The sequence below is a fragment of the Hahella ganghwensis DSM 17046 genome (assembly GCF_000376785.1).
In the GTDB taxonomy this organism is placed as follows: domain Bacteria; phylum Pseudomonadota; class Gammaproteobacteria; order Pseudomonadales; family Oleiphilaceae; genus Hahella; species Hahella ganghwensis.
In genome coordinates, this window is sequence record NZ_AQXX01000126.1 from 37,241 (window position 1) to 62,238 (window position 24,998).

A 24,998-nucleotide genomic window follows, 5' to 3' on the forward strand; every position below is an offset into this window, starting at 1 on the left:
TCGTACACTAAGTACAAACCTTCCTGTTATCTGCTTAAGCGATTTTTTTTCATCAAACCAGTCAATTTATTTATGAATATCACCGCTCAATTCCGTACATAAAGATTCCAAGGATACCGAAGAGCGTCCGAATAGGAAAACCCCCTAATTATTCAATCACCTATCGACTTATTCAATATACCCCCCTATACCTTTTGGATGATTGAAAATTTAATTCCTCAGACTAAAATCGACCACCCTATACAGACAAGATGTCGCGTTACCCACCCCTCTCAGAGCCTCTATAAGCAAACTGAGACAGAGCTCGACATTCTACAAAAGCTGCCAGGAATACAATTCCAGGCCCTCCCCAGCCAGTTGTGGCCAAAGGGATACAGGAACCTCAATCCGGGAACGATTGTCAGAAATGGATTACCTTACGCTTAACCACCCCAGCTACGGCCTTTGTATCATCACCAGGCCTCTCGTTGACACCTTCGAGCATCTACAGCAGCTATTGTTTGGCCCAGGTAATCCTTTTAATGCCCATGGTTTTGTCATGGGACTGGAAACCGAACAATCCCATCAGGTGTACAGACTTCTCTACGGCCTTTTGCATTTCCCCGGACGTGACTGGGGCGCCGGAGCCGATCCTCGCTCCATTCATCGTATCGATGAACTGGCCGATGCCCTCACCCGAGGCAGCCTCAAAGTCTATCGCCATCAGGCCCCGGTGATCTCCGATGCGGACACGCGGGCAGAACAAGCGATTCGCGAGCAAATAGACCGGACCCTGAAAGACATTATTCAGATTGAAAAGGCCGAAGCCCAGGCGATTGAGCAGAAACATGGCCAGCGGAATTCACTGGAGAAAGCCGCCGCCTACGCCAAAGCCTTCGGTGTCGGCTTGGGCAATGCCGTCTGGTCAATGATGAGCTTCGTCAAAGAAACTTATGACGTTGCCTCTCCCAGATTACGCATGCAGCGCTTGCTGAAAGCGGCAGTGACCGCAGGCTGGGCCGCAGACAATCCAGAATCCTGGTACGAGATCTTTCAACGCAATTATCGGGAAGCGGAAAAGAAAGAACTGGTGGAAGCTATCGGCTTTGATCCCACCAAGATCACCCCAGAGATGCTGAATGAGGCTTTCGACATTGCCGCCGTCATCTGGGAAGACGAAAGCCTGCATCGAAAGCTGGTGGATTTTGTGGAAGGCTATATCCGGGCACAACATGCCCTGGAACTGACCGAGATGTCTGGCGGCGCTGCCTTTGAGTTGATACTCGGCGCCGTCCTCACCTTCCTGACCGGTGGCGCAGCCATCATCGCCATCACAGCCAGCAAAGCTCGCTACATCCGTATCCTCAACAAACTCGGCGAATACTTCGTCGACCTGGGCCGACGCCTGGCTAAACGCAAGAAACGCGTCAAGCCGGAACACCGCCTGTTCAGAAGAACCGGCAAACCATCCAGCAGCGCAACGACTGAGCCCAGCAAGCCCAAGCCGCCTCCGATTAAGATTAAGGAGGAGGCACCGAAGAGGAAACCGAACACTCCCGAGAAAGCAACTGATAGCAAAGCTCCAACGTCCAAACCGGTCAGTTCTATAAAAGAAGCCGAAGCTCGTCTAAAACGGGCTCGGGAAGCTATAGAGGAACGAAAAGCTGCAGGGTTGCCACCTTACCAACCCAAGTATTCCGATGATCAATTATTAGAAATGGTTGCCACCGGAGCCACCGCCAATGAGCGCTTCCTCGTCAGCATACAGCCGAAAAACACCAATCCCGACGCAAAGTTGTCATACCAACGCGATAGCGGGCTTGTTCCCACCTGGACGACATCATTTGATCAACTTGAGGCGGCAGATTCAGACCCCAAATTAATCCATCAGGTCCTGGGAGCAGAATCCAACTTCGATCCAAGCAAAGACTATGTGATGCATATTGTCGATAGAGGGGAAAACCTGGAAAATTTTGGCCAAAACACCATAGTTCCAAGCTGGGATAACCTGGCCGACGCTAGCGTACGTGAACTAGGCGGAATACATGAACCCGATATCATCAGACAGACGATGAACTCAGAATATCAAGCAGAATACGCAAATAAAATGCAAGAGTTCTGGGATGCGGGAGGTAATGAGTTTGATTCCGAGCAAATACTCGAATTTTCAGATAAGATGAACATCGATGAAGAAAAACTTTTTAGCGCAAGACACAATATACGTACTGAAATTGGCGCAAACTCAGAGTTTACTGGCAATGGATTAACTGCGAATACTGCCGCTGGCGGTGGAAAGTACGGTGTTGTAGAAACATTATCCCTAGAGAGACACTTACCAAAGCTATCCGAACTACAAGACGACAACATTGTAAAAACCTTAGACTTAACACCTTTATAGATAAAAGTTGCATGTAAATATGGACATAACACAAAAACCCTTAGGCTTAATTGATCCAAATAACTTAAAAGCGGATGAATTATTCTTGGCAGACGTTCATTACGAAATGTTTCCCGACAAGGAAGTAAAATTATTTAAAAAAGCAAACCATCTAGTTGTTTGGACTAGTTTTACCAGCTTATTTACAAACAACAGGCGACATAACCAAGATGAATTCCCTTTAAAATCGCTACCTTGGTTTATTGATACTATTGAAAACAAGTTCTGGAACCATAAACCTAATCCGAACTCATTACCTGGTGAAGTCAATGAAGTGACGAACATCAATGGTGAAAAAATTGGCATAAATCCCATGCGGCATTGCTGTGCCGAGAATCTATTTGGTTATTCTTTTTGGAACAAAAGTAGAACACCTTATATAGGAAGAACTCCTCCTCAGAATTGGCAAATTCCACGATACATGCTGGAACAAGGGTTGATGGATGAACTAAAGCGCATTTCGACAGAGTTAGGGTTAAAGAGATATGAGCCTTTTAAATAAGCACAACTCTTTAACCATCTCGCGTAAAATTTGACATGAAAGCACTTCCCTACTTTAAGGAAGAAAAGGGCACCAAATTCTCTGGTGCAATAATCTTACTACAAAACAAAGATGCGCTTAGCGAAGAGGATTCAGTACTAATTAGCGACTACATGCAATCATGCATTGTCGTTGATGAATGGCTGAGCAATATCAAAGATGTAGCAACTAAAAAGCCAGTAATTCCAACTAAAACATACTCTGATGGAGTATGGGATGCATCCCATATTCACTATGTAAGACAGTACAGAGCTCGCTTACCACGTCAAAGTTTGCATCCCATGTCAAACAACAAATTGAAAACTATTTCAATCCAAAAAGCTTAGATAAAGAAAAACTGAACATAGAGTTCCAAGATCTTTTACAGAAGTTAGCAAATGGTGAAGAATCTTATTACGATGACTCTTACTAGCCAGACAACAGATGGAAGCCACCGCGCTTATGAAAGAGTCAGTCAGAGTTGAACTATCCGCCAAAAATATAAAAACGTTAATCAGCAAACACAGAGAACATCAGATCTCCGGCGGAAAATCTGGCGTACGCCTCACTGATTTATCTGGCTTTATAATACAAAATGCTGATTTTAGCGATCTGGATCTCTCTGACCTGTGCGCGCATGACTCGAAAATATCAAACTGCACATTTAACTCCACAGACTTAAACCACGCACAATTCGGTAATTGCGAAATATCAGAAACCACATTCTATAATGCGGAATTGAGCAAATCAGACTTCCACTCCTGCAAGTTTCTAAATGTAAAATTTGATAAAGCCAACTTAGTCAGAGCAGAGATTAGCGATTCCGAAATTAACAACTCATCCTTTATCGAGACATCTCTAGTTGGTACTGACTTTGACAACTGCGACCTAACGCAAGCAAACTTCAGCTCCGCAGTTTTCAGCAATACCTACTTTCATGACTGCACCATTCCAGGAGAAATAGCAGATATGAAAGGAGCTGTCATCAAGTAAAGGCTATGTTGATAATTGAAGAAAAAAGCCCGCTGATTTCGTCTCGGCCAGGAGATAACTTTTGAATTAACAACGACCCCAGCCCATAACACCTTCAACTCTCTAAAGAGAGGGGTTAACTGATATAGGATGCCACCAATTAACTCAGAAGAATACCGCCTACTCTATACGGATGAATATGGAGAAGATGTTGGACTTGATGAAGTACAGCTTCTCGACCCCCCTTTGGAAGAACGGGTTCCTGCTCTATCTAAAATGCTAAATTCCTCGGATCCATATCTCTCATACCAATCGACATTGGTATTAGCGGCCTGGGGAAAAGATATCGCACTGGACAAGCTGGAAGAATATATAAACAAAGAAGACATTTCCAACAAAGGCTTCTCACCAAATCGAATCACAGGTGAAGACAACGTATATGACGAGCTATCATATGCCGTTCACTTATATGGCTTGTCGGAAGGCAACAAGGAAAGAATGCTGAAAGCCTTTAAAAAAATACTGGCGATTTATCCGGATTACTACTTCGAATCCAAGCTAAAGCTCGGACTTCTAAGCAACGATTTTGTTGAACTCATCCCATTTATTGAAAAGGCAATTAACAATACACTTTCTCTAGGAAAAACCTATCAGGCTAGTCAGCTACTACCGGTATTAACAAAGTTAGATCCAGATAAGGGCTGGCAGACAATTCAGCAATTTACAAATTTACCAGCATCTACGCCCAACCCCAAAGCCAATATTGCTGAAGCCCTAAAGTATTACCCAAGTGAAGAAAGCCTCGAACTACTAAACACATATACAAAAAACCAGGACCCTGCCGTAGCACTGGAAGCCGAACAGTCTCTCAAATATTTCACTGACAGGATCTGAATAACAGCTTTAGAATAAATACTGAAGACATGACCACAGATGAATAGTTCAGATACCAACGAAGTAGTTATTGCAATTCGTTATCGTGGAAAAATCCGCTGGTTCCGAAGTGATCGAGATCTGTGGGTTCTCGACGTCAACAAATGGCGCAATGAGTTTATCGATCATGGATATGATGTTCCTGAGTTTAAAGTCTCTTTCAGGTTTGGCATTCATTGCATCAATCATCATAACGCAGACAAGCAAGTTATGGAGCAACTGAACAGCATCCTTAACGACAGTAATGAAGACTTATTTGTTAGAGTCGAAGCCGTCAGGGGCATGTTTCGTATATCTGGGTTAAGGGTTGACGAGGACAAAATGAGATTATTGGAAAGAGCCTCATCTTATACAGAGCTTGAAATTTTGATTCCCACAAAGCTAATCAATGATACCCTAGAAGCGCTATAAAGCTCAGCTTAAAGTGACAAACTCACTTGCCGCACACAACCTTCATGCTCAAATTTAGCTTCAATACTTCTGTAGAGGAAAGAGAGGTTTAACTCCCTCTAAATTAATTATGAAAATCGCCCTGGGACTAATAACCCCTGATCATTTAAAGGCTGACGAACTGTTTTTGATAGATATAAAATATGACATGTTCCCAGATGACAAAGTAAAGCTATTTAAAAAAGGTCAATACTTAGCTCTGTGGGAAAGCTCCTACAGCCCAATACACAAAAAGTATACAAGCGCTCAAAAAGAATACCCTCTGGCAGCACTACCCTGGTTTATCGATACCATAGAAAATGAATTTTGGAATCACAAGCCCGATCCCGACGCGTTACCAGGCAAAACCAATGAGGTAACAGTTATCAAGGGTGAAAAACTGGGAATTAATCCAATGCGCAACTGTTGCGCCGAAGACCTTTTTGGATATTCATTCTGGAACGCCAGCAGAAAAAGCTACATCTCGCGCAGAGCTCGTCACGACTGGTACATTCCACAATACATGCTGGAACAAGGGTTGATGGATGATCTAAAGCGCATTTCGACAGAATTAGGACTGAAGAGCTATGAGCCCTTTAAATAATGATTCAGACAACTTTTACCGAGCTTAGATGAATCAAATAAAGGAACCTCTAAAAAGAATACTGCGGAAATATTGTCACGTCGAATGCTATGACCCCTTACTCATCAGAGAGGCGATGATCACAGAAACGGGTTTTCCGTATGATATCAACTTGTTCAAGAGCCAATTGAAGGAAGCTATCGAAAAAGAGCTTATTTCACCGCAGGAATATGAGGAACTAACGGAAGAAGATTTTGATTCTCAGCAAGATCTCCAGGTGTGGCTGGAGGAACTCCTCTCCGAGTTACCATAGCTTGTAGAAGTTTCCACAAGTCAGAGACAGTTTATCTTCTTAGCAAGCCCTTCACTGGTAGGGTAAACCTGCTCCTTTGGCAGTAGTAAACGAGCCTCTTCCAGTTTTCCGAGCTCAACGAGAGCGCAGATAGTGTCAGCCAATTCGGTAACTTCCGTGATACTTTCAATCCATTCATTCACATAAAGATCAACCGCCTCCCCTGACAAACCAACCTGTATCGCGCGGTAGCCTAACGGCTGCAAGTGCAAATCCCTTTCTGGATCCCACTGAATTCGCACAGGAGAGTTATTTTTAACAGCCAACCATTCCTCTTTCGAGGTGTAACACCCGTCAATGAAGTGGCTTAGACAACTATGCTCTAGCGCCCATTCGAATCCATCCCTTTTAATATCTATGGCCAGAATTCGATTCTGGCCACTATCTTTCTTCCCCCAACCAGAGCGATACATCATCCAGAGAAATGAGGGCTTAATCCAGGTCATACGTTCCATTTTAAATGGCAGAGAAACAAAGGTCCCATGAGCTATCGCGCTATCAGCTATAGCGTCAGAGTACGCTTGATAAACACGAATCACTTTATCTGTATAAACTGCTCTAATTTGCCGGTGAGGATTGAGGTTAATCATAATTACTGCTTTTTGCTTGGTTTAAAAAACTCTTTAGCAGACTAACAGTATGAAAGAGTCAGACTCAATCCTCTATTCTGAATTCCCTTTTATTCTGTCCAAATTCCCTTTCAGACGGTATGCCCTCTCCAAAGCCAGCTGAATACCGCCATCTTGTTCATCGAGCTTTTTGGCTTTCTCCAGTACATCAACAGCCTTTTCAAGATCAGTGCGCAACAATCCTTTCCCCTCTTCCAATAAGGCCAGCGCGATACTTCGACAAACTTCTTTAAGCTCTCCTTTTAAACGGCCGGAAAGCGACATATAGTTTTGGGCCTTATCAATCTGCCAAGTCGCGGCATCCAGACGATTGGCCTTAAACTCTTCTTTTGCCAACGCTAGATGTGACATTGCCAACCACTCTTTCACCTTTGCATTTGATTTCACTGAACCAGTGGATGCTTCCACCTCTGAAATCAGCTCCCTGTAGCTTTCTTGCTTCAAGAGTTCCCGAAGCTTCTTAAGTGGGTCTGCAGATTCACTTGTATTTAGCTTAGTTAATGAAGCCCGCTCAACCCTCCCCCGGCCTTCACCACCACTCCTCCCTGACTTGGAGGTCTTGACCTTATTCTCTACAGGTTTTGATTTAGCGACATAATTAGCCTGCTTTCTTTCCTGTTCACCACGAAGGGTGTAGGCATAATGTTGCTGAAGCGGAGGCAACAGTGATGCATCTTCCGGGTCAAGACTGAGGGCCTGAAGCAGGGCATAATAGGCTGATTGATCGTCGCCCTTAGCTCGGGAAGCTTCGCTTTGTGCCACCAACTGCTGTTTTTTCTTCTTTATCCTGCTGCGTAATGCTTCAATATTCTTTTGATAGCTACTGTTATAGGGCTCCACTATTGCCAGCATTTCCACATGTTGAAGCGCCTGAAAATAGCTTCCCGAATCAATATACCGTTGTGCCATCTGATGGTGATACCGGGAAAACTCCCGGACACTGGAATCACTTGCCGGTGAAACAGGTGCCTGACTACAACCTGCCAGCAACATGGCGGCGAACAGAAAAATACCGCTCAAAATCCTGACTTGAGCCGATCGGACTTTCTTCCAAACATTAGCACCCATAGCAACGAGGCGCTCCCTCGATGGGACAGAATTACAACTCGATAAATTCGCAATAAATATTAAAGCTTTGCACTGACTGAACTGCATGTATCACTGCCTGAATTTTTCCCTGGTGGTGAGTTTGAGTTTGAATATCGAGAGCGAATCAGAGTCGTAAATCATGGCACGCCGCATTCTCATCGGGTCCGAGAATGTCGGATTTCCACCTGCCTGGACGGTGTAGGCACGTTGGTAGCCTTCTTCTTCAAGTACACTGACAGCCGTTAGACTACTGTCGCCATAGGGATAGGCAAAGTGGCGCGATGAAACACCAATTCTGCTTTGCAGAACCGCCTTTGGCTCAGCCACTTCAGCTCGAATAAAGTCAACTTTAGCTTGATCAGGATCATCCAACGTTGCTAAAGAAGTGTGGGATTTGGAGTGAGGCTGGAAGGTAATCAAATCACTGGATTGAAGTTCTTTGATTTGATTCCAGGAAAGAGCCGCCCCACCTCCAACAAAGTCTGTATATAAGAATACCGTCGCAGGATAGCCAAACTCTTTAAGTACCGGATACGCCACGTCGTAGATACTTCGGTACCCGTCATCGATGGTTAACACTACTGACTTATCGGGAATTGGCTTTTTACCGGTAAAGTAGTCATCCAGATCATCCAGTCCCAACACCTGATATCCGTTATCTTTGAGATACTGCATTTGACGGCGAAACTTTCTCTCGCGCAGAACCAGAGGATGCGAAGACGAGGAAGCCTCCGTAAACTGGTGATAACACAAGATCGGAATGGTCTTGTAGTAACCAGGGTATACCCCAGTTGGATTAATATTCCTTAGAGGCAATACTACAAGCTGCTCACCCTCTGCCTCTAAGGTTGGATTAAGCTCTTTTATTCGAAATGACTGCGATGCATCTCCGTAATAGCGCGCGGAAATAGCTTCAAAACTATCTTTTTCTTGCGATTTGATAATCAGATAATCCCGGCTATAGTCATATACCTCAAGGGTATTGATCGGCATGGATATGCCTGGAATTCTCGACTGACAACCCACGATCATTACTCCCACGAGAGCAATGACCAGGGCTTTTAACATCCTTTTCAACACAACGCCTTCCACCTTCAGTCGTTGGCTTCTTTGATCTCTTTGTCTTTCTTTGGCTTGGGCTTGTATTTAGCCATATCAATATCAATTCCCGAACGATCCGGGAAGAAATCACCCTCCATGGGACTGAGCATGGTTTTATCACCCACTTCATCCTGAGCCTCATCAACTCCCTCAGAATCAGGCTTTTCAAGCAGATCAGAAGCTATGACGGTGGCATCAGAGTGGATGTGATGCTCTTCGTTTGATTCACTTATCGGCGACTCGTGGTGGACATCTTCAGACTCGTGCTCACATTCCGGCTGCAGCAGCTCCTGAAATTTGGCCGCCATATCATTAAAGCTATGACAGAGATCACCAATTTCATCATTCTGCTCCTGATGGATACGCCGGTTAAAATGCCCTTCCGCCAAACCTGTCATCGCATTTTTAAGCAGGCGAACTCGCATTCCCATGCGCCGACCAAATCCATAGAAAATGAAGACAACCGACAAAAGCGCGATCAGTCCCACAGAAATCAGAAGATAGGTCGTAATATCAATAACCTCTTCCAACCTGTCCTGCTTCAAACCGAGATGAATGTAACCAACAGAGGTATCTCCAAAGAAAATTGGTGCTTCAAAATCAAAAACTGCACCGCCTTCTTCTGCAGCAATACTGGTAACAACGACTTTGTCCTGCTGATAGATCACCTCACCTGTAGATGCAGGCAAACCTTTACCCAGCATTGCCTGATCAGTCGTTGCACGCACTTCCTTGTTTTGATCCAGCAAAAGCAGATATTCAAAAGTATTTCTCTCGCCGGCATCCTTTACCAGGGCTTCAACGGTATTCCAGTCCTCTCCAAGAACCGGTATCGCACTTTCCGATGCAATAAATTTCGCTAGAGAAACGCCCCCATCAACCGATTGCTCGATCAAGACCTGGTTTTGTATTCTGTTTACTATCAGAATACTGACCGTCAGAACCACCGCAACAATACCGCCCATAATGGCAGTCCACTTAATATGCAATGGCATATAACGTTGCTTGGTTTTTTCTTCCTGATCGATAAGAGCATCCAGCTCCCAATGCAGAGCATCTACGAGCTCCCGCCCGCTGTTAAAACGTTTACCGGGTTTCTTTTCCAGCAGGCGCCGCAGAATATTATGCAGCCCTCGAGGCATACCCTCGGGCATTTTCTTGAGATATTCAGGCTGTTTGCTAATAATTTCAGCCACAACCGTTCCCATTGAATCTGCCTTGAAAGCTTTCTGACCAGTCAATAACTCATACATGACCACGCCAAGAGAAAAAAGATCAGAGCGGCCGTCCAAAGATTCACCGCATGCCTGTTCGGGCGACATATATCTTGGTGTCCCCAGTATGGTTCCCACCTGGGTTTCACTACTGTCATCCCTGTGAGCAATACCGAAATCAGCAAGTTTTACAGTTTCACCGTCAGGCATAAACAGAATGTTGTCCGGTTTTACATCACGATGCACAATGCCCTTGCCATGCGCGTAATCCAACGCATTTGCCAGCTGAAGCATCAGTCGGATAACCTGCTTGGTGGTAAAACGCTCTCCCCTGTTCAGCTTCTTACCGAGCGTTTCCCCATCCACCAACTCCATAACGATGTAAGGAACCTCTTCGACCCTGCCGACGTCATAGATCGTGACAATATTGGAGTGAGATAGAATGCCCGCCGCTTTGGCCTCACTGAGAAAACGTGCCGTAAATTTCTCGGTTAACCAAATATCCCGCTTAAGTACTTTGATTGCCACATGGCGATTGATTTCAACATCAAAAGCAAGATATACATCTGCCATGGCACCGCTGCCAAGGGCTGATTCCACTCGGTAACGTCCTAACTTTTTGCCCACTAAGTCCATAACATTCCCTTCTCTGATAGCGTGTGGCTACTTTCGGATAATATCTAAAATCTCTGAAAAACAGACTTGGATTTTAACTACGAATTAACGAAAGATGCGGCAAGTCTCACTTCACCCCCTTAAGGGATCACAATGCCACAGTTTACTGATCCTTTATTTTAGACAACTTGCCTTTCAGCTCATTCGCCTGAACCAGATAGGCTTTAGCCGCGCTGTGTTCAGGATCGATATCCAGAACGTATTCCCACAGGGAAATAGCTTCATCGAGTTCCTGCTTTCTGTAGGCATTGGTAGCCATTCGGTGGTATTTGGCTGCGAGTTGAGCCTTCAGCTCTTCAGCCGCTCTTTGAGCCTCTTCGTTAGACTCATCCAAGCCCACACTACGAACATAAGCTGGCAGGGCTGCATCCAAATCCCCCCGACTCGACAGGATATTACCAATCTCATAGTGATATCTCGCCGCTAATGCAGGATCGTCGCTCTCAAGCTCGTTAGCCACACGCTGATATATGGATGGCACTTCGCTGCTTAAATCTTCAGGAAGTGAGTTGTCCGAACGTAACTGATGGATAGCCTCTGCCGCAGCGACGTAGTCTTCATCAGCAATGGCCTGTCGAACAGTATCAGAATTGATTAATGCTGCACTCGATGAACCCGAAAGCTGTTCAACCTTAGCGGTCCCGGTTTCGGTAACTTCGGCATTGCTTTCAGAAACACTCTCATCGACAGCAGCGTCAACAACCTGCTCTTTTACAGCATCTTCCTGTACAACAACCTCTTCATTAGTGCCGACTGCCTGATCTTCCATATCCACTGCCGCACTTTCTTCCATGTCCGCGATATCTTCAGGTACGGGCTCTACAATTTCTTCAACAGCTTCAGTTTCCGCCTTTGCTCGCTCTGCCGCCTGTTTCTTTGCTTTAATTGCTCTGTCTGTCGCAGGAATATTAATTGATTGCCCGACGATCAACTTGCTGGAAACCGGAATGCCATTATACTTCGCAAGCCCGTAAAACCCGTACACATCTCCTAAGTAATCACGGGAAAGTGTTGAAAGTGTCTGCCCCCATTTCAATTGAATAGGAAAAGATTCTGCCGGATACAACTCTTCTACTGGCGTCTTAATCTGCTTGATTATACGAGTTGCCCTGGAGTCATTTGGCTTTTCTGACTGGTAGGCTTCCAACTCAACCAATGCCTCGTCCACTTTATTAGCATTTAGCTTTTTAAGCGCATATCTGAACCGTTGCTTGGAAGTCAGCCCGGCCTTGGGAAGATACGCGGGCTCCTTATTCAGGTCTGCCTCGGATTCCTGAGTCGGGATATTTAGCTCTTCTTCAGGTTTTGTTTGCTGTTGCTGACACCCAGAGAGTACAGCGACCAACCCTAAAGAGACCAATCCGGAAACGACCAACCGGGAAAATTTTCTCCCTTGCCTTTCAGTTATGAGTACCATCCTCTTCTACTCCTTCCTTTAATAATACTATCTCTCACTACAGTCCAGCTTCCGGGATCACCCTTAAAACAGACACTCGTGCGACTTTAATTCCACTTTATGACATCAACTACCGCTACCAAAGAAATGTACTTTGGACAGGCATGGACAGGTAGTCGAATATGATGTTTATAAAAGTCTTCCTCTTAATTGACAAGGCCCTTTTCAATTAGGCCTGCTCCCTGTATTTCCCAGCTCCGGCATTTAATTCAGCAGTCTAAAGACTGGAAAAATACGAATCTCGACAAAGGCGGGTTAACAACAGCACTGTCGTCTAATTTCCGATATAGCACCAACGACATAAGTACATTTTTTGAACGCCATCATAAAACATTCCTAATTCTGGCGGAACCAATGCAAATCCAGACAGACCGCCCTCAAGCACTTTCTATCGAGCCCCCTAAAGCTTGCAGCTTCAACCAACCTAGGGAATACCCTATAAGGGAAAAGCGAAAAAATTATAACTTGTAGCAATAAATGATCAATTCGAAGAACAGCCTATACCTTTCGGATTATCCTTAAAGTTGCATCCTACATTATTCAAACCAATCAGTCGCAACCAGATCTTCGTTCCAGCAAATAACCAGGGTCGCACTACCCCGCTATTGGCATTTAGTTGACGAAATCGAATACGGATAGTTCCAAACAAGCGGGTGCCTATTTTTACGAAGAAAGCAGACAAGCAATTACAATACAGAAAGGTTCTCACTTTCAGACTTGATGGATTGATCGTCTCTTACCATACTTACTGTCGCCGATTACCCCTGTTTGTCCACCTGTGTACCTGTACCAGCCGTACATCCATGAAATACACCACCGTATTTTTTGGTGCGACAAAAATGGATTTATCTATAATCAGGGGCCGGCATCAAGGAACTTTCCCCTTAAAATCAATCGACTACAAGGAAGGAAAGAATGTCGAAAAAAAGATTATCTTTTTTTGACGGGTTTATAAATGCATTACCGCTTTAGTAAGTGACACCAAGTTAAACTGTCAAACTGACACAACAGAAGGAAGATACACCATGGCAATTTACATGAACTACAACGGGCTGAAAGTTAAAGGTAATGTAACCGCTGAAGGTTACAAAGACTGGATTCGTCTTGACAGCTTCCAGTTCGGCGTTGGACGCCACATCACTATGGAAGCTGGTCACATGTCTAACCGTGAAGCTACCCGTCCAAGCATCAGCGAAGTAGCTGTTTCCAAGCTGATGGACACCGCTTCTTCAGGTCTGTTCAAAGAATCTCTGACTGGCGACGCTGGCGTTAAAGTACAAATCGACGTTGTTCGTACTGCAGCAGACAAGATCGAAAAATACGTTTCCTACGAACTGGAAGACGTAATGATTAGCAGCTACTCTGTATCTGCCGGTGCCGACTCTGCTCCTAGTGAAGCAATCTCTCTGAGCTTCGCTAAAGTAGTAATGGCTTACACTGCTGCGGACCGTGCTAACAAAGGTGCTACTCCAGAGCGTGTTGGTTACGACCTGGAAGCTGGCAAGAAGCTTTAATTGGTCAGCCACACGGCTAACTAAAAAAGGGGAGAAGAAATTCTCCCTTTTTTATTGCCCCAAATTCTCCCCCCCCTCACTCTTTTCGCCGCTTAATATTTTCATTAGTCCTTCCCCACCACTTGCTTTCATACCTCGCCAATTTTTAAACATCCAACAAAGGCAATTGCAGCGTCTCCCTTGAGAAATCGCCATACCCCCCTTGCCAGATTATTTTGGCAATCTGGTAATAAGGCATACCATCACGGCAGAACCAATTTATTATCAGGGAATATTTAGGATTGGATCAAACAGGAAGGATAGAGGCGCGAAAAGAGGAATTATTCAATAGAAAGCAGGTACAGTAAGTAACTTGCCGCAACAACGCCAACAACAGAAAACAGAATCAACCCCATTACCATACTCCGGGGTTTCCCATCTTTCCCTTTATAGCTATAGTTTTCACGATCGTCGAGGACCGCCTCCAATACCTGCCGACGCTGACGACGAATATCACTGCGAGTGACATCTTCGTCCAGCTGTTTCTGGTTTAAAGCCATCAACTTATCATTGTACTTCGCGGCAGACATATTACTGCACCTCAACAAGAATAAAACTTACGTTGTCTCGGGCCTCTCCTGACAGAGCCTCACTAAGAAGACGGTCAGAAGATTTCTGGATTTTTGACTGATGAATAAGCTGCTGTATTCTTGCTTCGTTAACTTCATTGTACAAACCATCAGTACAGATCAGAAAACGATCTTTGGGCTTTACAGTAAACGCATTAATGTCCACAAACAATTCATCATGAACACCCACAGCTCTTGTTAACATATTCTTGAAACGACTTTGCTCTGCCTGCTCTTTAGTCAGGTGCCCGACATCCATCATTTCCTGAACTTTACTGTGATCATGACTCATTCGATAGAGCTTGTTGTTTCTCAGCAGATAAATGCGAGAATCCCCTGCCCAAATGGCAACAGCCACCCCATACCTGATAACCAGGCACGCAACTGTCGAGCCAACTTTATTGCCATTAAACTTTTCCTGCCCATAACCAATAAGCTCGTTATTCAAACGAAAAAGGCTATCTTCAACCTGTTCAACCACATCTACCAGATAGGCCCTCAGGTTTGCATTTTTTAGGGTTGATGTGATTTTCTGGCTCGCGTAATCGCCGGCATGATGTCCTCCCATGCCGTCAGCAACGACCCATAAACCATCCTCATCACGAGCCGCCAGAGAATCTTCATTATGTGTTCTGACATTTCCCTGATGGGTTCGAAGTTCGGATTTGCAGGTAAAAGCATTCACCAGAATAAAGCGCCTTTCTTATTTTATCTAATACAGACCTTGCCAGCCCCATTGCTGCCATTTTCCATCGATAAAGGCAGTAAAGCTTTGATACTTTGGCAACAGGTTACTACTGATTAATTTAGGCCTTACCCAGGTTGAACCCTCGGTCCACCAAAAACTATATTTCGCTCCAGCCTGATGAAGAAGCTCGGATGTCAGTGCACTCGTGACCTGAAAAGGACCCGCCGCAGTCATGGGAACATCAAGGCTTAGAGCGTCGAGCCCCCCAATTCGTGGGCTGTCTATATCAGGCTGCGGCAGCTCAATAAATGCCTGCCTGAACTCATCAAAATCGATAGCCTGATCGAGCACCTGCCCCACCAATGCTTCCAATGATTCATACCACACAGCATTCTTCAGCATCACATCCAAAGGAGCGACCTGTGGTTCAAGTGGATACATCAAAGTAAACGGAAAATATCGCCCCACTTTATCCACACTGGGGCACCATAGACCAACCCAAGCCTGCTCATTCACAATGGAAGGCAGCAAAACAAAGCGCCACCATGGAGCTACCAGATAGAAATCCAGCCAATGCTCTCCCAACGCCTGCTGACTTGCCAGCACACTGTTCTGTAGCCATTTATCCCAAGTAGAGCTCATTGAGCCTGGGAGATTGAACTGCACAAAATCACCAGTACAGGGCAATTTCCCAAAATACCCGAGCTTTGTTTCGGTCATACCCTACTCTCCTCTATGGCCCTTGACTGGTAAACAATGAGAGTCACGTCCACTTTTTGATCACAACTCATCACAAGGATTCCGGGCACCGGTATTGCTTGATCCATCCTGCAGAAAATGGATTCAAGGTACTGGAGGCCAGCAGCTCCAACTGCGCTTTACGCCGTTCGACTTCCACTCCAACCTGATACAGACGCGCTGACCCGCCCCCTTCAACCGTACTATCTTCCAGCAAACGGAACAGCCCCCAATCACCGTCATAAGCAGTCTGGTGAAGAGTCTCATTCAGATCTTCAAATACAATCCGGGCTCCAGGCTTATCATAGGTGGGCCACTGCATGGTTTTACGTAATTGAGGACCATGGGTATAACGCAACCTTTGAGTTCCAACTTCCAGATCAAATCTGCGAACAGTGTTATCAAGACGATGCGGCTTAACCTGGAAGGTGATTGATGGATCTCCTCCACTATCACCAAAGAATACCTGCCTCAGTGCTGCCGCCTGTCTGATCTGATTCAGTGAAGAATTACTAATCCCCATCGTGCGACCGTCTACTGCTTTAGGTCTTAGCCTGCTATCAACAAAAGGCCTGATATTGGCTTTGACGAAACTTTCCTCAACACCATCCGGCTTGAAGAAATTGCTGAAATCACTCAAAGCAGCATCACTACTGGATTTGGAAGCGAACGGAAAGCTTCTGGCGAGGGTCTTCTGGAAAGGAGAGTATACCTCGCGATTCCAGCTTGAGTTCAAATGCCCTTTGGCTCCCCCCAATATGACTTTCCAGCTCTGGTCACCCATGGTTTCTAGCCATCCCTTAAGATAGGAAGGTGCCCTTGACGCCGTGATTCTCATCGCCTTGATTGGATCCTCTCCAGATCCAGCAAATCTGCCTCGAGCATATTTGAAGGAAGCCTCCCCTGAGTTTGGAGCAAGTGAAATTTCCTCCAACTTGTCAAAAAGCCCCTGCAGTTTTTCTGTGTAACGCTCCAGGTCTTTCTCCTCTACCAGTTTGTGCAGAGGCCTGAAGTGCTCATCGACCGGTGTCGGCTGGCGTTGTGCTGACAGAGCGGAACCTGCTGCATCCAAAACAGCCCCCGCCCTTCCCGAAGCATCCACTTCCGGAAGTTTAGGTGTCAGCAGAGTTTCCTTACTGGCACGATTCAACAGCGCGTTGATCGGCGACTCCGTTCGATCCAGACTAAGAGCTACCGCATCTCTTGCTTTCTGCAGATTACTGAAGTTGCCTATTTCTGGCGCAGACAAAGTCTGCGACCAAGCCTGAATATAATCCGCGAAATAAAGTGCCTTGATCTTGTTAACGATGTTTTCAACATCCTTATCAGAAAAATCTTCCTGGTTTTCTGCTCCCAGTATCCATTGCTCGCTGGAGTATTTCTGAACAAGATCGGAATCCGGTGAAAGATCAAGACTGTTGTATCCCGCCTTGGTATATAACAGAGGTACCTGCAATGCACGCCCGACATCACCTGTAACATTAAACAACGCCCGCATATCAACCCCTAAGTCATCCCTGAGGTTAAGCGTGCCTGCATATTCCGGTTGACGCTGAATCTGTTTGTAAATTCGCTTCTCGATCGGAATCGTTCTCAACTTGCTCCGAGTCCGCTCAACCAGAGTGTCACGGAGAGCCAGATTGGTATACTTCTCATCCAGCATCTGGTTAAGATACCCTTTCAACAAATCCTGCTGCCCAGCCTGTCCAGGGAGCTTTTCAGCCCAATAGTTAGAAAACCACTCTTTAACCTCCCCGATATCACGTACGCTGCTGTCTCCCAGCATCAGGTATACTCGCAGCGCATCATACAGGGCATCGTTACTGGACTCGGATACCAGAACTCCCTCCAGATGGCGTTGAACCATAGGCCTGAAGAAATGACGCAAAGCCCGGTCATAGGTGATATCTGTTTTGGACACAACGCCAGAGTCATATAACCCCAGACTGCTAATCCAAGGGTGGTTATTTTCTTGGTACAGCACCCGGATATTCTGTAGCGGCTGCAGTATGGCAATCACCTGCTCAAATTCCTGGGGTTCAGGCGTTTCCGTTGCCAAGCGGCTATGTTCATCAAGAGCAACTTGAACATCTTCCATCAATGCCTGAGAGCTCAGAACACTTGTTGTCCACGCACCTACTGCACCAGCAAACACTAGCGCCATTAACGCAAATGCTACACGGCGAACCCATCTGACTTTCTTTTCGTAGCCAACATTAAGAGTGGCGAGTTCTGACTCAGGAAATACTACAGACTTCATTAAATGATGAATAAAGAAGCTCTTACCTGACCCCGGAGGCGTAGCTGCGACGTTATAGTTAATCCCATAGTTGGAAGACAGGTTTGCCAGAATACGATCAATAGGACGGCCTTCCTGGGTACCACTGGTAAAATAAACACCGCGCAGAATTGACTGCTTCTCAAATCGACTGGTGGTGAAGACTGACTTTATAAAGTTATCCAGCACCCCTCTCAGATTCTCAACCTGTCCCGGGAAACCGAGTATTTTGCTACGTCTGGCTGTATCCCTTTCGCGATGAGCGCGCCAAATCACCCGATCGTTCAAACGGCGAACAAGTGCATCGAATTCAGGGATAAAGTAATCGGCGGTCTGCGACGCATTTTGGTTGTCCGCAAACGGAAAGGTCATCCCCCAGACTTGCTCCCTCTCGGAGTTAGTCAGGTCTTCAAAGAATTCATTGAAGCCGGCAATAAGATCTGCTTTTGTAAAGAGGATATAAATAGGGAACTTAACACTGAATTGCTCTGGCAGCTCCTGCAGGCGTAAACGAATACGCTCAGCATGCTGCTGTCGTTCTGCTTCACTGGAAGACAACAAATCCTGAACACTGACCGCCAGGATGACACCGTTGATTGGTCGACGCGTTCTGTATTTACGCAGTAGCCCGAGGAAATTGTTCCAGGCGGATTTATCTTGTGTCGCATCACTGTCTTGAGTGGTATATCGACCAGCCGTATCAATAATGACCGCCTCGTCTGTAAACCACCAGTCACAATTACGGGTTCCGCCAATTCCACCAATCTGCTGGATCCCAAGCTTTTCCTTTAACGGAAAATGCAGCCCGGAGTTCACCAGCGCTGTGGTTTTACCAGCACCTGGAGGGCCAATAATGACATACCATGGCAACTGATATACCGACCGCCGTCCTTGCCGCCCCTCAAATCGAGCCGTTTTCAAAATGCCCATGGCCTGCTTGAAGCGATCCGTAATCACCTGGGCTTCTTCGTCAGAGGCTGAGGGCCCTGTATCCTCTTGTATAGCCTCTACCATGGCATCATTCTTCTTACGCTGCGTCAGCAGTTTGACCATGAAGATAATCAGTCCAATCATCCACACTGCCAGAATGACAACCAGCCTTCCCATGGAAGACAGAGCCTCTGCCGGGTCACCGAATTTGACGTAATCCGCCCCGAACCAAATCACCAATGAAATGGCGACCACGCCTACCAGTGCAAGAAATAATGGATGAATGAGCCATCGAAAAAAGCGCGACATACTGTCCTCTGATGTATTCCTAACCTGTTAGCTTCCGGGTAATCGCCCCTGAAACTGCACAAGACCGTCGTATAAGTAACAAAACGGGTCTATGGTCTATTCTTTATATTTTTCCGCAAAATCCAGTAACTGCTGTTCCTGCGGATCAGTTACGGTTTCCAGCCAATATCGGAAACCGCTGTAGCTCACCAGGAGCAAAGCAGCCACCACAGAGGCGATCACCCAAATGGGAATGAACTCAAGAATGCGTTTTTTCTGCTGCGAGGACCCCATCCAACGTGGAGATAATTCACGCTCAAATTCTCCTCTCTGCATCTGAATCATTCTGGACAGATTGTCGCGAATGGTTTCCAAATGATCCCGACCACGCGGATCCAGCTTGTACTTCCCTTCAAAGCCGAGACTGAGGCAGACATATATCAGTTCGATCAGGTCAATATATTTGGCTGGTGCAGCTTGCACTCTATCCAGAATAAGGAAGACCTTCTCCCCCCCAAATGTTTCGTTATGAAATGTGCTCAGAAGTGACGCCCTGGCCCAGCCGACCTCAGCACCCCACGGGGTATTGAGGACAGCCTCATCAAGTGCTGCGCATAAGATGTAGCGGGCAGACAACGTAATATCCGCAGCAACCCCCTTTGCCTGTGCCTTTTTCTCAAAACCTTTGATCGCTGTAACGACTTGGGAACGGAGTTGACTAGCGTTCTGAACTTGGACAGTCTGACGAATTTCGCCTAGAAGGGCGACCAATTCTGTGGCACTGGCAATCAGTGGGTTTAACCCCTGATCAATATCCATTGCCTGCCCGCCCCCCTGAGGCATGGACATCGGTGACGGCGCGGCCTGTTGCGGTTGAGCAGGCGCGGGTCTGGACTGAGGCTGAGGACGACCGCCAGGTATGGGGACGATGACTGTTCGATCATCTCCTCCCCCAGGACGTCCGCCAAAAAATGTCTTATCGGAATCATTGCTCATGATATTAATCTCTGATTGCCCAGAACTCCATTTCCAACCCTGGGAAGTCCGCCCCTATGTGCAGAGCAAATCCACTGGACTTGGCCAACTCGCGCCAAAAATCGCTTCCCCTGTCCAACTGGAAGTAGGTAAAACCGGCATGATAGGGGATCTGTCTCGGTGTTACTGGAAGCACCTGCAGCCCAATACCCGGCAACTGTGCATTGACCAGATCCCGAATTTTTTCCACAGGAGCAATTTTCACCTGACTCGGGAACCTTGAACGCAGTTGATCCGGTTTCATGTGTGCTTTCACTGCCAGAATAAAAGACGCTTTGTCGACCAACGAATGGTCCTTGATAGGCGAAACATGAATACCGTATTTTCTTTCTACCAGCTCAAGAGTGACGGCCGAAGTTTCACTGACAGTGCTCATGTACTGATTCAATAGCTGCAGCAGCGGGTTAAAGCACACTTCCGGACTGTCATGATCATACTGAGGCAGTTCAGGTGGCCTTCTCTGTTGACTGGTAAAAGTAGCCAACTCTCCCGCCAATTGCAGGAGCTCACCATACATAACAACCGGATGCATGGGCCTGACCTGAGCCAGATGCAACAACCAGGGTTCAACTCGGTTAGCCATTTGTAACATCATGAAATCAGCGATTTCAGAAGTACCCTGTCGGCCACTGTCCCTGATCCGTCCGGCCAGTGCTTCGGCCCGCAGATTCAGACTGCCTGCCACTTCATTCAGTACACCACTGAGTTTTGGGTGGCTGCGAACATCGAGTAACGGGGGAATAAATGCAGAATCCAGAATAATCTCGCCGTCATCCCTGGTTTCAACGATTCTGGCAATTGGTAAGGTAGTGAAGCCACTTCGATCTTCTTTTTCAAGAAGCAGGCGAAGATTGTGTTTTCCCACCTGAATTTTAGCGCTATCACTATGTTCGGAAGTTGAGTCAAATGTCTCAATTTCCATAGCATCAAAACGCACCAAAGACTGGGCATTGTCACCCAGCCGAGTATCATTGGCTCCTTGCCTTTTCACAGGTAAAGACAGGTAAACCGTTTGATTTTGCAGGCCTTTGCCTGGTTCCAGGATATCCAGGTTGACTTCATAACCAGGAATATTGACCGGAGTCCCGTCAGGAAAAATACAACGACACCGATTAATGGCAAACTTACCCAGTTTTAAAAGGGCTGTATCTATCTCAAGATCATCAAACCCCCAGTAAAACATACTCAGAGGACGGACTCTCGCCTCCAACAGGCTTTCATGATACCGGTCTTGCTGCTGATAATGCTGTGGACGGAGAAACATGCCCTCCGTCCAGACCACGCGATTTTCAAAGGACATGCAATTTCCCCGGACTAATCTTCATAGCGCATGCTAAGGCGATCGATAAACACTCGAAACTTGTTCCCTGTATGCGCATCTACAGGTATCACGATTTTGGTGGAGGCATCTTCATAGCGAATAAACTCGGCCATGATCCCGATATAGCGAGTACGATCATCGATCACCAGCGACTCCGTACGAACCTCTCCGGGGGTAAATTCCTTGAACTTGGTGGTAAAAATCAGGTCACGCCCCAAAACGGAATCTGGATCCTGATACAGTGCAATAAAATCTTCCTGCTCAAACTGTCTTTCATTTTCCAAAGCATAAAAGTTCAGAATAATGGGAGACGCACGCCCATCTTCATTGGGGTTGATATCCGTCGCAGAGCGAATATCAAGAGTCACCGTCGTGTCGCGACCCACCACTTCGCCGACGGTAGAACACCCCGCCATCAAAACAATTAACATGCCCGCAAAGATGGGAAAGAACGTTTGCTTAAGGCATTTCATGCCGAATTTACCTCCACAAGAATTACCAGGACCTCCGACCCGATGAGTGTCCTTCACCGCAAAATACGGCAATGGGCAGCTATCAAAAGCCTTTCGATCCTATTCGTTTTCGTTAACCAACTTTCTGCCGAAACTTACAAATACTCCACTAAAACACCCGCCGTCGCCGGCCTGAAGGCGGATGTCAGGAATAAGCGTAGAGTATAAAAACAGGTTTGCCGAAAAGCCTTATGAATATCATTATTGATAAGGCGTTATTTGCGGCGCTTTCCCTTCAATTCATTGAAACTCCTTTCATAATGTTCTGCGAAGGTCTCCCCAAACAAATTCCGAAAGGTCTTTTCAGGGTCCTCGTTAAGCTCTTCATAGTAATCCTGATAGGCTTCCCAGTTTTTGCCCGCGCCACCGAAAAGCGATTTCCCGCGCCCTCGTGAAAACCTTTTTTCCAGCCTTTCAGGACTAAAGTGATTCATCAACTGGTCATAAGCACCACGAATTCCATTGAACAGTGCCAACTGATGATCTGAGATATCAGCAAATGCCTCCGTTGTCGAATCAATGGCGGACAGATAGGCCTTCCCTTGCTTGGCAAAGAGATTTTCCAGAGCATCTTCGGGAGACAACGAAAACTTCAGAGGATTATTCTCCGCTGCCTGAATCATGGTCAGATTCATGCGGAATTCATTCTTAATCGTCTGCCGAGCCCGCAACGCCTGCATGAGACCTTCAACCGCCACTTTGACAACTTCAGCCACCACAGGTGTCAACTGTTTCAGCTGTTCGTCATTCATTCCAGCCAGTCCAAGAGCCTGCGCCAGATTCATGGCCTGCTCAGGTGTCACTCCTGGCTTGGCTTTTACTGACTCAGACTTCCCTTTCTCAGATACCGCTTTCTGGGTAGCAGAAGGCTTGGGCACGTCAGGCTGCTTAACCGGTTCATTTAGCAGGTCAGTCAGACTTGCCTCCACCTCAGAAGGCGTAGCTTTAGGCTGCGTGGGTTTCGGCTTCTGCGCTTCATCAGACTTGGCCGAAATGGGGATTTCCTGAGACGCTCCTGGTCCACGGCCACCCGGAAATGACGCATCTCTTTGCTCCTGCCGCCAAGGACTCTTGCCAGGTATCGGCGTAGCATCCGGTAACTCGGCTCCAAATTTTGCCTCCAGCAAGCTATCACTCAGCGGATCACGTTGAGGCGTTGATGTCTTAGGATTTTCTTCTGGCTGCTCTGGAGCCTCAAAAAAGTTATCCGCCACTGGTGTAGGCTCAGGACTGTTGGATAACTCATGCTCCGGCGTATTCACCAGATCCAGCAGAGAACCGGCATCTTTCACAGACGGCTTAGGTGGCGGAGGCGGAGTCGTTGGCTTGGCCGGTGACTGTCTCTGGGGTACTTTCCCCGTATTAGGATTCGGACGGGCAGGACGTTTTGGCGAAGCTGATTGTATCAATGATTTATCCCAATCATCAGGTATGATTCCGGGAACATCCAATCTGCCACCGTCCATAAATCCGCCCTCGGGCAAATTGCCCTCCGGTGCGTCCTGTGCTCCGATACCAGCATCAATACCCAGACCAAGATCGGACATCGGACTGGACTCCCCCTTGCCAAGAGCGGCCAGGGGATCAAGCTCCTTGTCAGCATTGATCAGACTGTCATCCGCACCTTTACTGTCGGGTATCACCGGCTTAGGTGTCTCTGGTGCTTTGGGCTCACTTGGCTCCAGCCATTTGTCCAGATCATCCAGAGCAGCACCGGGTTCAGGCGTAACACTCAATGAATCATAGCCGCTTAGGGTGGCACTCACCGAAGTCGTATCGGCGTCGCTTCCAGCCTGACGGGCACCATGATCTGTCACCACTTCCAGTACAAAGGGCCCCATTAAAATCTGGTCGCCATTCGATAATGGTGTGGGTTGCCCTTTCACCAGAGCCTGGCTCAGGTTGTTCAGGAAGGTACCATTGGTACTCTGATCAACGATCTCGAACTTTTGCCCTGTGAACTGAATCTTCGCATGTAACGAAGAAACGTAACGATTAACATCAGGCAAGGCAAAAGTGTTTGTTGCCGCCCTGCCGATAGTCGCCCCGGACTCGTCGACCGTCAGCATTTTGCCGGTCATTTCACTCTCTGGGGGACATTGAACCACTTTCAGTTTGATTTGCATGATATTTCTTGCGCGATGATGCAGCTGTAGGATAAAGAAACTTCAGTTAGATTAACGAATTATCTGAACCAGTTAAAGTTTAGTTAAAGCCAGGTGATGCTTCTGTCGTTTCTTTGTACAATCTAATAAAGCGTCAGCACTCCCCTAACACCTCCAAAAACCAGGCCGGCAGACCTACAGACACGAAATCCGATATTTTCAAGTCTGATAAGCTTAGTTCCTTTGAAGGATTTATGCCTTTTTAATTTCCTTTCATATTAAATTTTCCTTCAACAGCAACCAATCCGATAAATCAGGCAAGTTTCAAAAAAAATATTACACTTATTATAACGATCTAATTGGCAGGTAGGAGCGCGACTCAATGATAAACCATCACCTAAAGCAATATACAGAGCGCCGCCCACCCATAGCTGCAACTAACAACACTTACTAGACAATGCGCTTTTTAGAACAAATTAACCTCGACACATGGCTGTTAATCACAGGAATTGTATCCAGAACCATGAAAAACTCCGATCACCGGTGCGAAGTCTGCTACCGGAACCTGCCTTTTTTCAGAAGATAGAATCCTCTGGTCCGGCAAGGAATTCC

General features: G+C 46.5%; 22 protein-coding genes. 9 read left to right on the top strand and 13 right to left on the bottom strand.

The window, feature by feature from the left end; genetic code table 11:
* The first annotated feature begins 406 nt into the window (after positions 1–406).
* From F566_RS33400 to F566_RS0118725, 8 genes are all read left to right on the top strand, one after another.
* A complete protein-coding gene (locus F566_RS33400; protein ID WP_020408547.1) occupies positions 407–2,377 on the top strand; it encodes a hypothetical protein in 1,971 nt (656 codons plus the stop codon).
* A 19-nt stretch (positions 2,378–2,396) separates the two neighbouring features.
* Positions 2,397–2,918: a hypothetical protein gene (locus tag F566_RS0118695; RefSeq protein ID WP_020408548.1), complete on the top strand. Its 522-nt coding sequence runs from the start codon at positions 2,397–2,399 to the stop codon at positions 2,916–2,918.
* 35 nt (positions 2,919–2,953) lie between these two features.
* Entirely contained in the window at positions 2,954–3,283 is a 330-nt protein-coding gene (locus tag F566_RS0118700) for a hypothetical protein (protein ID WP_020408549.1), read from the top strand.
* A gap of 97 nt (positions 3,284–3,380) precedes the next feature.
* On the top strand, positions 3,381–3,929 hold the full coding sequence (locus F566_RS0118705) for a pentapeptide repeat-containing protein (RefSeq protein WP_020408550.1): 549 nt from the start codon (positions 3,381–3,383) through the stop codon (positions 3,927–3,929).
* Positions 3,930–4,058: 129 nt separating this feature from the next.
* A complete protein-coding gene (locus F566_RS0118710; protein ID WP_020408551.1) occupies positions 4,059–4,802 on the top strand; it encodes a hypothetical protein in 744 nt (247 codons plus the stop codon).
* 39 nt (positions 4,803–4,841) lie between these two features.
* The gene (locus F566_RS35620) at positions 4,842–5,252 is read left to right on the top strand and encodes a hypothetical protein (RefSeq protein ID WP_020408552.1); all 411 of its coding nucleotides are present in this window, start codon (positions 4,842–4,844) and stop codon (positions 5,250–5,252) included.
* A gap of 109 nt (positions 5,253–5,361) precedes the next feature.
* The gene (locus tag F566_RS33410; protein WP_020408553.1) at positions 5,362–5,874 is read left to right on the top strand and encodes a hypothetical protein; all 513 of its coding nucleotides are present in this window, start codon (positions 5,362–5,364) and stop codon (positions 5,872–5,874) included.
* A 115-nt stretch (positions 5,875–5,989) separates the two neighbouring features.
* Positions 5,990–6,166: a hypothetical protein gene (locus F566_RS0118725; protein WP_020408554.1), complete on the top strand. Its 177-nt coding sequence runs from the start codon at positions 5,990–5,992 to the stop codon at positions 6,164–6,166.
* 20 nt (positions 6,167–6,186) lie between these two features.
* Here F566_RS0118725 and F566_RS0118730 read toward each other — a convergent pair whose 3' ends face one another.
* The 5 genes from F566_RS0118730 to F566_RS0118750 all read right to left on the bottom strand — a co-directional run bounded on the left by F566_RS0118730 (position 6,187) and on the right by F566_RS0118750 (position 12,330).
* Complete coding sequence (locus F566_RS0118730) at positions 6,187–6,795, bottom strand: DUF4291 domain-containing protein (RefSeq protein WP_020408555.1); 609 nt, start codon at positions 6,793–6,795, stop codon at positions 6,187–6,189.
* Between the two features lie 72 nt (positions 6,796–6,867).
* Entirely contained in the window at positions 6,868–7,902 is a 1,035-nt protein-coding gene (locus F566_RS0118735; RefSeq protein WP_020408556.1) for a hypothetical protein, read from the bottom strand.
* 90 nt (positions 7,903–7,992) lie between these two features.
* Positions 7,993–9,003 (bottom strand): polysaccharide deacetylase family protein, encoded by a 1,011-nt coding sequence (locus F566_RS0118740; RefSeq protein ID WP_157496893.1) that lies wholly within the window; start codon positions 9,001–9,003, stop codon positions 7,993–7,995.
* 14 nt (positions 9,004–9,017) lie between these two features.
* Positions 9,018–10,874: a serine/threonine-protein kinase gene (locus tag F566_RS0118745; protein WP_020408558.1), complete on the bottom strand. Its 1,857-nt coding sequence runs from the start codon at positions 10,872–10,874 to the stop codon at positions 9,018–9,020.
* Positions 10,875–11,016: 142 nt separating this feature from the next.
* Positions 11,017–12,330: a tetratricopeptide repeat protein gene (locus F566_RS0118750; RefSeq protein WP_020408559.1), complete on the bottom strand. Its 1,314-nt coding sequence runs from the start codon at positions 12,328–12,330 to the stop codon at positions 11,017–11,019.
* A gap of 1,064 nt (positions 12,331–13,394) precedes the next feature.
* On the opposite strand from F566_RS0118750, the gene F566_RS0118755 reads away from it, so the two are divergent.
* Positions 13,395–13,883, top strand: a complete 489-nt coding sequence (locus tag F566_RS0118755; protein WP_020408560.1) for an Hcp family type VI secretion system effector — start codon at positions 13,395–13,397, stop codon at positions 13,881–13,883.
* 320 nt (positions 13,884–14,203) lie between these two features.
* On the opposite strand, the gene F566_RS0118760 is transcribed toward F566_RS0118755, so the two are convergent.
* From F566_RS0118760 to tagH, 8 genes are all read right to left on the bottom strand, one after another.
* A complete protein-coding gene (locus F566_RS0118760) occupies positions 14,204–14,452 on the bottom strand; it encodes a hypothetical protein (protein ID WP_020408562.1) in 249 nt (82 codons plus the stop codon).
* A 1-nt stretch (position 14,453) separates the two neighbouring features.
* On the bottom strand, positions 14,454–15,176 hold the full coding sequence (locus tag F566_RS0118765) for a PP2C family protein-serine/threonine phosphatase (protein ID WP_020408563.1): 723 nt from the start codon (positions 15,174–15,176) through the stop codon (positions 14,454–14,456).
* Positions 15,177–15,203: 27 nt separating this feature from the next.
* Positions 15,204–15,899 carry a type VI secretion system-associated protein TagF gene (gene tagF, locus F566_RS0118770; RefSeq protein WP_020408564.1) on the bottom strand — a complete coding sequence of 232 codons (696 nt, stop codon included), beginning with the start codon at positions 15,897–15,899 and terminating at the stop codon, positions 15,204–15,206.
* Positions 15,900–15,969: 70 nt separating this feature from the next.
* Positions 15,970–19,434 carry a type VI secretion system membrane subunit TssM gene (gene tssM, locus F566_RS0118775; RefSeq protein WP_020408565.1) on the bottom strand — a complete coding sequence of 1,155 codons (3,465 nt, stop codon included), beginning with the start codon at positions 19,432–19,434 and terminating at the stop codon, positions 15,970–15,972.
* Between the two features lie 96 nt (positions 19,435–19,530).
* Positions 19,531–20,409: a type IVB secretion system protein IcmH/DotU gene (icmH, locus tag F566_RS0118780; protein WP_020408566.1), complete on the bottom strand. Its 879-nt coding sequence runs from the start codon at positions 20,407–20,409 to the stop codon at positions 19,531–19,533.
* A gap of 4 nt (positions 20,410–20,413) precedes the next feature.
* A complete protein-coding gene (gene tssK / locus F566_RS0118785; protein WP_020408567.1) occupies positions 20,414–21,748 on the bottom strand; it encodes a type VI secretion system baseplate subunit TssK in 1,335 nt (444 codons plus the stop codon).
* Positions 21,749–21,762: 14 nt separating this feature from the next.
* Positions 21,763–22,242, bottom strand: coding sequence for a type VI secretion system lipoprotein TssJ (tssJ, locus tag F566_RS0118790; RefSeq protein WP_020408568.1), 480 nt, complete (start codon positions 22,240–22,242; stop codon positions 21,763–21,765).
* Between the two features lie 254 nt (positions 22,243–22,496).
* Positions 22,497–24,407 (bottom strand): type VI secretion system-associated FHA domain protein TagH, encoded by a 1,911-nt coding sequence (gene tagH, locus F566_RS0118795; protein ID WP_020408570.1) that lies wholly within the window; start codon positions 24,405–24,407, stop codon positions 22,497–22,499.
* Between the last annotated feature and the right edge of the window lie 591 nt (positions 24,408–24,998).